The 12,162-nt window shown below is 68.9% G+C and carries 10 protein-coding genes and 3 pseudogenes; 9 read left to right on the top strand and 4 right to left on the bottom strand.

Annotation, left to right across the window (positions count from 1 at the left end):
• The first annotated feature begins 33 nt into the window (after positions 1-33).
• Complete coding sequence (locus tag J7I98_RS32960; protein ID WP_214928733.1) at positions 34-1,536, top strand: SulP family inorganic anion transporter; 1,503 nt, start codon at positions 34-36, stop codon at positions 1,534-1,536.
• 314 nt (positions 1,537-1,850) lie between these two features.
• On the opposite strand, the gene J7I98_RS32955 is transcribed toward J7I98_RS32960, so the two are convergent.
• Positions 1,851-2,426: an SRPBCC family protein gene (locus J7I98_RS32955; protein WP_214928732.1), complete on the bottom strand. Its 576-nt coding sequence runs from the start codon at positions 2,424-2,426 to the stop codon at positions 1,851-1,853.
• The gene (locus tag J7I98_RS32950) at positions 2,423-2,725 is read right to left on the bottom strand and encodes a DUF427 domain-containing protein (RefSeq protein ID WP_214928731.1); all 303 of its coding nucleotides are present in this window, start codon (positions 2,723-2,725) and stop codon (positions 2,423-2,425) included. The genes J7I98_RS32955 and J7I98_RS32950 overlap by 4 nt, the downstream gene beginning before the upstream one ends.
• Before the next feature lie 184 nt (positions 2,726-2,909).
• On the opposite strand from J7I98_RS32950, the gene J7I98_RS32945 reads away from it, so the two are divergent.
• The 6 genes and pseudogenes from J7I98_RS32945 (at position 2,910) to J7I98_RS32925 (ending at position 6,436) form a co-directional block, all read left to right on the top strand.
• Positions 2,910-3,329 carry a DoxX family protein gene (locus J7I98_RS32945; RefSeq protein ID WP_214928752.1) on the top strand — a complete coding sequence of 140 codons (420 nt, stop codon included), beginning with the start codon at positions 2,910-2,912 and terminating at the stop codon, positions 3,327-3,329.
• A gap of 285 nt (positions 3,330-3,614) precedes the next feature.
• A pseudogene (locus tag J7I98_RS43080) lies at positions 3,615-3,905 on the top strand (PAS domain-containing protein); the annotation flags it as partial.
• A gap of 42 nt (positions 3,906-3,947) precedes the next feature.
• A pseudogene (locus J7I98_RS32940) lies at positions 3,948-5,030 on the top strand (SpoIIE family protein phosphatase); the annotation flags it as partial.
• A 253-nt stretch (positions 5,031-5,283) separates the two neighbouring features.
• A complete protein-coding gene (locus tag J7I98_RS32935; RefSeq protein ID WP_214928729.1) occupies positions 5,284-5,565 on the top strand; it encodes a hypothetical protein in 282 nt (93 codons plus the stop codon).
• Positions 5,566-5,753: 188 nt separating this feature from the next.
• Positions 5,754-6,026: a CopG family transcriptional regulator gene (locus J7I98_RS32930; protein WP_214928728.1), complete on the top strand. Its 273-nt coding sequence runs from the start codon at positions 5,754-5,756 to the stop codon at positions 6,024-6,026.
• Positions 6,023-6,436, top strand: coding sequence for a type II toxin-antitoxin system VapC family toxin (locus J7I98_RS32925; protein ID WP_214928727.1), 414 nt, complete (start codon positions 6,023-6,025; stop codon positions 6,434-6,436). Before J7I98_RS32930 ends, J7I98_RS32925 begins: the two co-directional genes overlap by 4 nt.
• Positions 6,437-7,395: 959 nt before the next feature.
• Here the strand turns inward: J7I98_RS32925 and J7I98_RS32920 are convergent.
• Positions 7,396-8,367 (bottom strand): aldo/keto reductase, encoded by a 972-nt coding sequence (locus J7I98_RS32920; RefSeq protein ID WP_214928726.1) that lies wholly within the window; start codon positions 8,365-8,367, stop codon positions 7,396-7,398.
• Between the two features lie 119 nt (positions 8,368-8,486).
• On the opposite strand from J7I98_RS32920, the pseudogene J7I98_RS43075 reads away from it, so the two are divergent.
• Positions 8,487-9,378 (top strand): annotated as a pseudogene (locus J7I98_RS43075) (TauD/TfdA family dioxygenase).
• Between the two features lie 980 nt (positions 9,379-10,358).
• Positions 10,359-10,886, top strand: a complete 528-nt coding sequence (locus J7I98_RS32910; RefSeq protein ID WP_214928724.1) for a hypothetical protein — start codon at positions 10,359-10,361, stop codon at positions 10,884-10,886.
• 854 nt (positions 10,887-11,740) lie between these two features.
• Here J7I98_RS32910 and J7I98_RS32905 read toward each other — a convergent pair.
• Positions 11,741-12,058: a hypothetical protein gene (locus tag J7I98_RS32905; RefSeq protein WP_214928723.1), complete on the bottom strand. Its 318-nt coding sequence runs from the start codon at positions 12,056-12,058 to the stop codon at positions 11,741-11,743.
• Positions 12,059-12,162: the final 104 nt, after the last annotated feature.

Below are 12,162 nucleotides of genomic sequence, written 5' to 3'. Positions count from 1 at the left end.
GGGTGTGCCTGAGTACGACAGGTACCTGCTTCCTTGTCTTCTTCCGCCCTCACCCCGGCCGCGCGGCTGCGCGGCCTGCGCCCCGACTGGATCTCCGACCCGAAGGTCTGGCGCACCGAGGTCCTGGCCGGCCTCGTCGTTGCCCTCGCCCTGATCCCCGAGGCGATCTCCTTCTCGATCATCGCCGGGGTCGACCCGGCGATCGGCCTGTTCGCCTCCTTCACCATGGCCGTGGTCATCTCTATCGTGGGCGGCCGTCGGGCCATGATCTCGGCGGCGACCGGCGCGATCGCGCTCGTCATCGCACCTCTGAACCGCGAACACGGCCTCGGCTACCTGATCGCCGCGGTGATCCTGGCCGGCATCTTCCAGGTCGCCCTGGGGGCGCTGGGCGTGGCGAAGCTGATGCGGTTCATCCCGCGCTCGGTGATGGTTGGCTTCGTCAACTCCCTGGCCATCCTGATCTTCATGGCCCAGGTCCCCGAGATGCGGAACGTGCCCTGGGCCGTCTATCCGCTGATCATCGGCGGGCTGGCGCTGATGGTGTTCTTCCCGAAGGTCACCACCGTGATCCCGGCGCCGCTCGTCTCCATCGTCATCCTGACCGTCATCACGGTCGGCGCGGCCATCGCAGTGCCGACCGTCGGCGACAAGGGCGCCCTGCCCTCCTCGCTGCCGGTGCCCGGCCTGCCCGACGTGCCGTTCACGCTCGACACGCTGACCACCATCGCCCCGTACGCCTTCGCGATGGCGCTGGTCGGCCTGATGGAGTCCCTGATGACCGCCAAGCTCGTCGACGACATCACCGACACCTCCTCGAACAAGACCCGCGAGTCCATCGGCCAGGGCATCGCCAACATCGTCACCGGCTTCTTCGGCGGCATGGGCGGCTGCGCCATGATCGGCCAGACGATGATCAACGTGAAGGTCTCCGGCGCCCGCACCCGTCTCTCCACGTTCCTCGCCGGCGCGTTCCTGATGGTGCTGTGCGTCGCCTTCGGCCCGATCGTCTCCGACATCCCCATGGCCGCCCTCGTCGCCGTCATGATCATGGTGTCGTTCGCGACCTTCGACTGGCACTCCATCGCACCCAAGACTCTCAAGCGGTTGCCTCTGGGTGAGATCACCGTCATGGTCGTCACCGTCGCCTCTGTCGTTGCCACACACAATCTCGCTATCGGCGTCGTCGTCGGCTCGATCACCGCCATGGTGATCTTCGCCAAGCGGGTCGCGCACCTGGCCAACGTCACCTCCGTCACCGACCCCGACGGAACGACCGTCGTCTACTCGGTCACCGGTGAGCTGTTCTTCGCTTCCTCCAACGACCTCGTTGGCCAGTTCAACTACGCCACCGACCCGGACAAGGTCGTCATCGACCTCTCCTCCGCCCACATCTGGGACGCCTCCTCCGTCGCCGCCCTCGACGCGATCGAGACCAAGTACGCCCAGCGCGGCAAGACCGTCGAGATCACCGGCCTGAATGACCCCAGCGCCGACATCCACGGCAAGCTCAGCGGCGAACTCGCCAGCCACTGACCGTCGCTGCCGCCAGACAGGACCCCGGCCCAACCGCTGGGGTCCTTTGCGTGCACGGCCCGTGCCAGCCTCGATCGGCAGCATCAGCGCCTACGGGATGCCCTGCATGCGGCACTCGTTGCCGCCCGGGTGCAAGGGCAATTGGGCCCTGGCGCCGATCCGGGAACGACGGCCGACGTGCTGGCACTCCTCGCGCACGGGGTCAATCTGCGCTCCCGCGCGGGAGCCGACGCACAGGAGCTCAGCACTACGGTGCACGCTGTCATCGACGCGATCGGCGGCCGGGCCGTGACATGACATGACGCGGTATGCCGTCACCAGCGGGCTCTGCGCTCCGCTTCCTCCTTGACCGATGCCAGCGTTTTCGCGACCGTCTCCTCCCAGCGGCCGGCGACCAGTTGCCCCCAGCGTTGCCCCAACCCCCACAGGTCGGTGCCCAGCACCCCTTCGTACGCCAGCCGCGTGCCGGACTCGTGCTCGGTGAGGACAAACGCCTCGACGACATGCGGCACCGGGCCGCGCACCAGACGGAAGTCGATGCGCTCGGGCCGGGTGAACCGCACTGTCTCCACCGTGGTTGCGGTCAGCCGCCCGCCTGCCACGGGGGTGTGGTGCGCGGCGAGCACCATGTCGCTGCCCCGCTCCAGCACGTTCACCTTCTCCCGCATCGCCCGGGTGGCCCGACTGAGATACGGCTGGGCGATCACATCGAAGACCACGTCCCTGGGCGCGGCGATGTCGACGGTCTGCGGGCCCAGCGCGCGTGTGCGCCGCCCGACGCCCACATCGACGGGCAGCGCGCCGCTCACCAGCCCGAGATAGGCCGCGGCAACCGCACCCGAGGCGCCGGCGGTCCACGCCGCGAGGCGCGCAAGCCGCTGGGCGCTCACCGGCCGGTCTCCGGCGGCGCTTCGACCGTGACGCCGTTCCAGAAGGCGACATGGTTCTTGATCTTCTTCGCCAGCGGGGTGGGGCGCGGGTAGTACCAGGCGGCATTCGCATTGACCTGCCCGCCGACCGTGACCGTGTAGTAGCGGGCCAGCCCCTTCCAGAGGCACAGCGACTTCGCCCGGCTCTCGGTGAAGTACTGACGGTGCAGCGACTCGGGCGGGAAGTAGTGATTGCCCTCGACCACCACGGTGCGCTCCGCCTCCGCCAGCACCGCGCCGTGCCACACAGCGCGCATCATGATCTTCTACCTCCGGGCACGTCCTTGAAGTCCATGCCGCGACGCTAAACCGCCGCCCCGGGCCCCGACGGTGATCCCGCTTACAGTCTGGCGCCGGTGTCGCGGTACGCGCAGGGACGTGCTGCCGGAGGTAGCCTGGAAGCAGGTGGTTGGACCTTCAATCAAACTCGCGCTGGAGGCCGCCATGGACGTCTTGGTGTTGATCGGACGCATCCTCTTCTCAGCCCTCTTCCTCAGCAGCGCGGTCGGCCACATGACCAAGACCAAGGCCATGGCCGGCTACGCCTCGTCGCGAGGCGTGCCGGCACCCGCTCCGGCCGTGCTCGGCGGCGGTGTGCTCCTGCTCGCGGGCGGGCTGAGCGTGCTGCTCGGGGTCTGGGCCGACCTCGGGGCGCTGCTGCTGGTCGTCTTCCTCGTGCCGACCGCCGTGCTGATGCACGCCTTCTGGAAGGAGACCGAGCCGCAGGCACGGCAGATGGAGATGGTCCACTTCCAGAAGGACATGGCGCTCGCCGGCGCCGCGCTCATGCTGCTCGGCCTCATCGCCCATGCGGGCGGTGACCTGGGCCTGACCCTCACGGGACCGCTTTTCGACATCGGCTGACCAGCGCGTCCAACGCCGGGGAGGGGAAATCCCACGCGGCGTTGTTCCAGCGGCGTTGTTCCAGCGGCCCCCCTCTCGCCACGGTACCCCAATCGTCCGCCCCGAGATGCCCGGGGCCTTCCACCGGTGCCGCGTGCTCTGGGCCGTAGGACACCTTCCGGCAACGGCCCACGCCGCATTCACCCCGAGCCCATTCGTCTCTCCTTCCACTGTCTTCCAGCACTGGGACGGCGCGCCAGGAAGAGCCGGGTGCGGGAGCACAATGGAAAGAAGGGGGATGAGGGCATGTCTGACAAGACCCTGGCGGTGGAGAATGCTGCGGCTGCGGTTGACGCGCAGGGCGTCGTAACGGCCTGGAGCCGGGGTGCCCGACTCCTTCTCGGGTATGAGCCGGCCGAGGCGATCGGACGTCCGGCATCCGATCTCCTTGCTGCTCGCCTCCCGGACTCGGCGTGGCGGAGCCTGTCACAGCAGGAGCCGTGGAGCGGGCGCGTCGCGCTGCGCGACCGGGACGGCCACACCGTAGAGGCCGACGTGCGGGCCTACCCGCTGCTGGGCGCCGATGACCACGTCGGATGGTTCATCCACGCCGCCCCGCCGGAGACCGACGGTGCCGACCTCGCCCTGCAGCGCCGCCTGCTCCTGTATCACCGGCCCGCGCAGCCGGCAGTGGAGACGGCGATGCGCTACCTGCCCGCCGATCCGCAGGCCGGTGTGGGCGGCGACTGGTTCGACGTCATCCCCCTCTCCGGAGCCCGGGTGGCCCTGGTCGTGGGCGATGTCGTCGGCCACGGCATCCATGCCTCCGCCACCATGGGCCAACTGCGCAGCGCGATGCGCACCCTGGCCGATGTCGATCTTCCTCCCGATGAACTGCTGACCCAGCTCGACGACCTCATCCTCGAAGAGATCGAAGAGGGCATCGAATCCGCCGGAGAGGTCGGCGCGACATGCCTCTACGCGGTCTACGACCCGATCTCCCGCCACTGCACCCTGGCCAGCGCCGGCCACCCCGCCCCCGCCGCCGTCCTGCCGGACGGCTCCGTGGAATTCATCTCCCTGGCCCCAGGCCCCCCTCTCGGCGTAGGCGGCCTCCCCTTCGAAGCAACCGACGTCCGCCTGCCCGAAGGCAGCCTGCTCGTCCTGTACACGAATGGACTCGTCGAGGCCCACGACCGCGACATCGACACCGGAATGCAGGAACTCGTGCACGCCCTGGCCGAACCCACCCCATCGCTGGAAGCCATCTGCGACCACCTCATCACGGCACTCCTTCCCGAGCACCCGGACGACGACGCCGCCCTGCTCGTAGCCCGCACCCACGCCCTGGGACCCTCGCACGTGGCCACCTGGGACCTGCCCGCGGCGCCCGTCATCGTCGCCGACGCGCGCCGCCGGACCACCGACCAGCTCACGACCTGGGGCCTGCAGGATGCCGTCCCTACCACCGAGCTGATCGTCAGCGAGCTGGTCACCAACGCCATCCGGTATGCCGAAGCCCCCATCCAGCTGCGGCTCATCCGCAACACCGCCCTGATCTGCGAGGTCTCCGACGCCAGCAGCACCGCTCCGCACGCCCGCCGCGCCCGTGCCCTGGACGAGGGCGGCCGCGGCCTGTTCCTGGTCGGCCAGCTCGCCGAACGCTGGGGCACCCGTCACACACCGACAGGAAAGACCATCTGGGCAGAGCAGCCCCGACCGCTCCCTCGCCCACGGCCCCGACGCCAGCCGGCGCGAGTACGTGGCGGACCGACAGGATCCGCCCGGCGGACCAAGCCTGCGGCCACGACCGGATCACGGTAGAGCTTCCGGGGCGAGCGCGGCGGTGCCCTCGAGCAGGTGAGGCCGATCACGCGTCTGCCACAGGCGTGACCGAAGCGGCGCCCGGCTCCGTGCGGCCGCCCGGCCGGCTACTGCGGGCGGGTCGGGCCGTGCCGCCGCCTATCGTGGAGACATGGGCGAAGTCCTCGTCGTGTACGAGCTCGACAAGGCGGCGGCCACGCGCGCCTCCCGTCGTGTACCGCGTGGTGGGGAACGGCCCGTCCGCCGGGTGCACGCGGCGCCTGCCGCCCCAGGGACGCCCGCCGTGACCGGACCACGAACCCTCTGCGGCAAGGACACCTTCGCCATGGAGACGACCGGCCGGAAGCCCTCCGAGCACCCCGAGTCGCCCTGGTACCCCGAGGAGTACGCATCCGCGGTTTGCCCCGACTGCGATGCCGTGATGGAGACCTGACCGCGTGCCGACTGCACAGACGTCGCTGCGTCGCGGAGAGGATTCCGACGCCAGTGCCACGTCCCGCGCTCGTGCAACGCATCCTGGCCACATCGACACGCCCCTTCGTGGACTAACCAGGCAAGGACTGAGATGGGGCAGTGACGCCTGCCGCACCCTCCAAGGAGACAAGCAGTAGGATCGGTAGCATGAGTGAGCCTACCGGCAAGTACTCGATCACCATGCCGCGCGACATCGCCGAAGCCGCCAAGGCCCGCAGCGGCCCCTCCGGCCTGTCCGCCTACGTCGCCGCAGCCGTCGCCCGCCAGATCGAACGCGACAACCTCAACGAGATCATCGGCGTCGCCGAGGCCGAGCACGGCCCCTTCACCGACGAGGAGATCCAGGCGCTGCGCGACCAGCTCCACCAGGCCCGCCGCGAGCAGACCGAGCATACGCGGGGCGGAGCGGACGCCGCGTGACCCGCTCCCCCGCCGTCCCCGGCGGCACGCTCGTTCTGGACAGCGAGGGGCTGGCCAAGGCCGTGCTGCGCGACCGCACCGTCACCGGATGGCTAGCCCTGGCCCGCGCCGACGACCTCCGGGTCATCACGTCTGCGGCCACCCTGGTGGAGGTCGTCCACCCGCGGATGAACCGCCCGGCGCTGGAGTGGACCCTCTCCCGCCTCGTCGTCGAACCGGTCACCGAGCCGATCGCCCGCCATGCTGCCGTCCTCCTCGCCGACGCCGGCCTGCATGGGCACAAGTACGCCATCGACGCCATGCTCAGCGCCACCGCCCTCGCCGCCCCCGGCCCTGTCTCGGTCCTCACCTCGGACCCGGAGGACCTCACCGCGCTGTGCGGCAGGCGGGTCACCGTGATCAAGGTCTGACCCGGCGCCCTCCTCGATCGCAACAGGCTCCACAGCGATCACCGTTTCGCCCCGGACGCCGCTGATCCAGGCCGGGCGGCCGCAGGCGCTCAGGCCCCCCCTTCGCCGCGCTGCCCGTTGATGGACTCCAAAGTCCAACTAGAAGGAGCAGGCTCCCCCCGCCACCCGGTGGCTCGCTCCGGGCATGGCAATCGTCTGGATCCGCCACATGGCGCACCACAACCGGGGAACGATGTCGATCGACTCGAACATGCGAAGGTGGGTACGCACCGTCGGCCCCGAGGAGATCGACGACACTGTGGCCGCCTGCCCTCACCTGTTTCAGGCATGCGTCCCCAAGGTCGCTGACATCAGGCTCGCCGCCGTCGGCGAGCAGCTCTTCGCCACTCGCATCGAGATCGACGGTGACCATCTCGACTGGCGTCAGGACTACGACGTCCTGACCTATTCCCCGGTCGAGGTGCCCCCGCCATACGGGCCGCCGTCCGCGCCTACCTCGACGCCTTCGGCCTCCTCTTCGGAGCGTTCGACTTCGCGGTCCGCGACGACGGGCGCTGGATCTGGCTGGAGACCAACCCCAACGGTCAGTGGGCCTTCGTCGACGAGCCCACACGCCGGGAGATTGCCACCGCGCTGGCCGACCACCTGCAACAAGGCGCCACCCCGTAGACGAAACCGTCCGTCGTAGGTGGGCATCGGAGGCAGCAGCGGGCTTGTTGGTTTTGTTCGTGAGACATGGGTTCTGGATCAATTCTTGTAGCGATTGACCACGCTCCGTGCTCACTTCACGCCAGAAGGACCCGTTGGAAATTGATCCAGAACCCGGGAACGGACAGCACCTCGCGGCCTGGGCGCGATGGGATCGGGCTCGGTGGCGACACGGAGTGGATCTAGTGGGCCCGAGGGTTGCCGTCTGCGCGGTCGCTCGGGACCGCGGTCGGATGCTGCGGGGCAGCGGGCTACCTCTCGAGGCGGGACAGGTCGGGTGCGCGGTCGCCCGCGGCTTCGGGGATCGCCTCGCTGATCGATGCCAGCTGTCCGGCGGAGAGCCGCACCTCCAGAGCCCCGGCGTTTTCGTCGAGGTGGGTGCGGCGGCGCATCCCCGGGAGGAGGATGACGGTGCCCGGCTGGGCTAGCAGCCAGGCGAGCGCCAGTTGCGCCGGCGTGCAGCCGATGTGCGTGCTGAGTGCTCGTACGTGCTGGACCAGGTTCAGGTTGGCGGAGAGGTTCTCTCCCCGGAAGCGGGGCTGATCGCGCCGGATGTCGTCGGCGGCCAGGGAGTCCACGGAGGTCAGAGCGCCCGTGAGGAGGCCGCGGCCAAGGGGTGAGTACGCCACCAGCGCGACGCCGAGTTCACGGGCCGCGGGCAGGATCTCCCGCTCCAGGCCACGCGTCCACAGCGAGTATTCGCTCTGCAATGCGCTGATGGAGGCCGTGGCACAGGCTCTGCGCAGGGTGTCGGCGTTCACCTCCGACAGCCCGAGGTAGCGCACCTTGCCTTGGGTCACCAGCTCGCTCATGGCGCCGACGGTTTCTTCGATCGGGACGTCGGGGTTGCGGCGGTGGAGGTAGTAGAGATCGAGGTGGTCCACCCCGAGGCGTCGCAGTGACGCCTCGCAAGCCGTCTTGGCGTACGTGCCGGTCGAGTCGATCCGACGCGCTCGTGGATCGGGGGACCGTACGACGCCGAACTTGGTGGCGAGGAAGACCTCGTCGCGGCGACTTGCGATGGCTCGTCCCACGAGCTCTTCGTTGGTGTGCGGGCCGTACATGTCGGCTGTGTCGAGGAAGGTGAGGCCCCGGTCGAGTGCCCGGTGGATCGTTGCGACTGACTCCGTCTCGTCGGCGGAACCGTAGAAGTCGGACATGCCCATGCAGCCCAGGCCCATCGCTGACACGAGCGGACCGTCACGGCCCAGCCGCTTTCGCATTACCCGACTCCTCCCTTCCCCGGCCGCCCGCCATCGGAGATCAGATCCCCTCTGTCATCGTCCCTAATCCTTGTGCGCGGCAGGGGAGTTGGTCAGACTTGGACAGAAGGAGGGTGGCTATGCTCCGGGATGCCGTGAACGGCTGGGCACACCAGACCTTCGCCTCCCCTGCGGCGTTCCGTCTCCCGTATGTACCCGACCACGCGTCTCTGGCCCGCCGCATACGGGATGAACTGCTCGATGGCCCTGGCTTCACCGTGGTGAGGGGCACGCCCATCACCACCATGAGTGCGCAGGAAGCCCAGGAGTTCAGCGTGTCGATGCTTCGCCACCTGGGTGAGCCGCTCCCGCAGGGCCGCGGCAGGGACACCGCCTTTGCGTGGCTGGTCCGGGACGAGGGCGTCTCGGCGTACACCGACGACCGCCGCTTCCACGAGAACGCCTACACCTCCAAGTCACGCGGCTACCTGCACCTCCACAACGACCAGGCCGTCCAGCCCTTCGGCCAGGAACCCGACACCATCGCCCTCCTCACCCACCGCAGGGCCGAACAGGGCGGCGCGTCGGTGCTGGTGGACAGCTGGACGGTCCACCGGGCGCTCCGCGACGAGTTTCCGGACGTGCTGCAGCTACTCGGTACCCCGTTCGCCTTCGACCGCCGGCACGTCACGCCCCCCGGCAGCGTCCCCCGTGGTGTGGGCGCTGGTGTTCGAGCAGGTCGACGGCCGCGTCCACGTACGGTGCAACGTCAAGCGGATGGAGACCGCCGCCGAACTGACCGGCGAACAACTCCCGCCCGACAGGCACGCTGCCCTCGACACCCTGCGAAAGGTGCTGGCCCGCCCCGAACTCAGGATCACCATCTTGCTGGAGGACGGCGACTGCCTCATCGTCGACGACCGGCGCATCCTGCACGGCCGTATGTCCTACGAGGACCACGGTGATGCTGCCCGCCGGTGCTGCCTCGTCCGAGTCATGCTCCGGCGGCACCGGCCCGGGCACGCCGCCTGACCTCACCTCGCAGCCCGGCCCAGCGGGTCAGCTTCAGCGCCCCGGGGTCATCGCCGACAGCGGCCCGATCGAGCAGGAGAAGGTGATAAAGACGCCTCGCTGCCCAGGGGTTCTAGGTTGTCGCCCATGGTGATCAGCAGGGTGACGGAACTGTCCGGTCCGATGCCCACCGGGAAAGGCCTGAGCTATGGGCTGACACATGGCGGCACGACTCGATGTGCCACGTGGTCCCTATTGCAGGCGGTGGTGGTGGTGATCCTGGAGCCAAGCAACCGTCCAGGTTGGGCACTGAGCAGAGCCGCGCAGCTAGGCGATCCGGTCATTCACGCTCCCGCCCACGCCTGGCCGGAGCGCGCCATGAGGGGCGCGGATCCCTTATACGGACGGTTGGGCGGGTGCGATCGCAAATCAGGCGCACCCCCGAAAGCGTCACAGGAACACGGACCGCACGAGGCGCCGACCGCATCGTGCGCGCCAGCGCAGCCGATCTCACTACGAAGCCGCACTGGAGCGCTCCGGTGCGGCTACGTCGTCTGACGGCTCCGCGCAGAGGTCCCGTCAGGATGGTTCCCGGCGGGGCTTCGCCGTATCACCCGCTATCACACAGCTATCACGAACTGGGCGGACCCTCCCGAACTAGGAGGCCCTGACCTGCGGTTTCGTGCCCGCGCTGGAGTGGCTGGACGCCCATGGACGGTCGTTACGACCTGTTCACTGTGGTTCCCCACCTGCGGTCGTGGCGGCCTGCCCCAGTGCAGGGGCGGCCCGATAGCCAGCCAGGTCCGGGGCGGGACGAGTGGTCCAGGGTGGGCGAAGCTCAGATCAACCAGGCTCGACCAGGCCTCCGGGGGCGGTCGACTCACGGGCGTCGGCGGGACGACGAGCGCGGCACCGAACACGACTCCTGGACCGGCTCGGGAACCGTTCCCCAGGATCCTGCGTGACCTCTTGATGTGTAGTCGGCTGGTGGAGGGGGCTGGATGAGAACGCGGACGATGGTGAGCGTGGCGGTAACGGCCTGCGTGGCGCTGATGGCGTGCGCGTGCGGCCCGGAGAAATCGAAGGCGGACACGGCTGCGAAGCCTTCGCAGCCGTCCGCGTCCGCTCGGACCGAGAAGCCGTCGGCCAGCCCGACCGGTAACCAGCCTGCGCCCAGGACGAAGGAGCGCGCGATCCAGCGGTACGAGCAGTACCTCCACGCCCTCGGCCGTGAGGACATCGACACGGTCTGCGAAGTGGCCGGACCCGGGGCGAAGAAGGCACAGGACAAGGGATTCGGTCCGTGCACGTCAACGTACGTCGTGGTGTTCCAGATGATCTCACCCGCGCAGAAGAAGGCCCTGCAAACCGCGACGGTCGATCCGCAGCGCATCGTCGTGCGCACCCCCGACAAGATCGAGATGCCGCTCGAAGCGGTCAGGACCTCCGCCACGTTCTCCGAGAGCGACCTCGGCAGCTACACGCTGGAGTACCTCAAGAACGATTACTACATCACCGACGGAACGTGACGCGTCGTACGCGGAGCCGCCTGGCGGTAGGAGCAGACTCATTCCCACGGCCTTCATGCTGATCAGATGCCTGAGGGCATACGATCCCGCGAAGGCCGCCCCCGGGAGCGGTGATCTACGCAGGCCCGCCTCAAGTGCGAACTCCGTTCGAGAGCTTCGGGCAAGAGGCCAACCGACACGGTCGCTCTGCGTTACAGCCGAAGATAAAGACAAGCTCAGCCCGCAGCGCCGGCGGCAGACGTCCTGGTCCACTCGGAACAGCCCGCACACTCCGAGAGCGGGCGGCCCCGGCTCTCAGTTGAGTGCGAAACCAAGTGGGGAACGCGAGCGCCCATGGGGGAAATCGCGGGTCTGGTCGGCATTTCGTGACGGTCACGATCGCAGCAGGACGCGGGTGCGGAGGAGTTTGAAGGATCCGCGGCCGTACATCTGCCGCTTGATCGTCTTAAACGGTTGACGTGGCCTTCGACGACGCCGGAGCTGTAGGCGAGTGTCATGCCGGCGAGGACGGCGTCCCAGTCCTGGCGCAGGAATCCGGCGAAGCCCTGTATTGGACCTGGTCCGTTGGTCTCGGCCTCGCGGACCCAGGCGGCCAGGAGGTGGCCGAGCCGGCACGTCTGGGCCCAGCGGCCCAAGTCCTCGCCCTGGACCAGGACTTCACCCGGTGCCGGCGGCACCGCTTCATCGCCTTGGGCATGGGCCTGGGCGAGGCGGAAGCAGTGCTGCCACCCCGCATCCCACACGGGGCGCCGAGGCCGGCGAGCTCGGCCACCAGGCCGGCTTCACCGGCTGACGCACTCCACAGCGGCCCCTCGCCTTAACCCGGGCGAGGGGCCGCTGTCTGCGTCGCACATTCACTTCAGGTCGCGGATGGTCGCCTCGAACGCCCGGTCCATGTCCCACAGGGGTTCGAAGGTGACGTGGACGACGTGGCCGTAGGTCTGGTTGTGGAACATCTGGTAGCGCCCGAAGGCCTCGGGGTCCTCCACTTCGATCAGCGCGTACCCGCCCCATCCGGTGCCGAACGTCTGGTGGTGCACGACGCCGCTGTCGACGTCGCCCCAGTTGCCCGACCGGGCGAACGCTTTGAAGGCTTCGCCCCACGCCTCATCGAGTGCAGGCTTGGTGACGCCCTCGCTGTAGACGAAACGCTGAAGATACTTTTGCCCCATCGACCCACTCCTGCTCCCTGCCCCGGGCAGCCCTTACGCATCGCCCTACCGCCGCCGGAGAGACGTACCAAGCCGCCGACCCTCGCTGCGGACATCCCGAACGG

The sequence above is a fragment of the Streptomyces sp. ISL-98 genome (genome assembly GCF_018614055.1).
GTDB classification, from domain to species: Bacteria; Actinomycetota; Actinomycetes; order Streptomycetales; family Streptomycetaceae; genus Streptomyces; species Streptomyces spiramyceticus.
The sequence above is the reverse complement of the archived record's forward strand: the minus strand, read 5'-3'. Positions and strand labels throughout refer to the sequence as shown.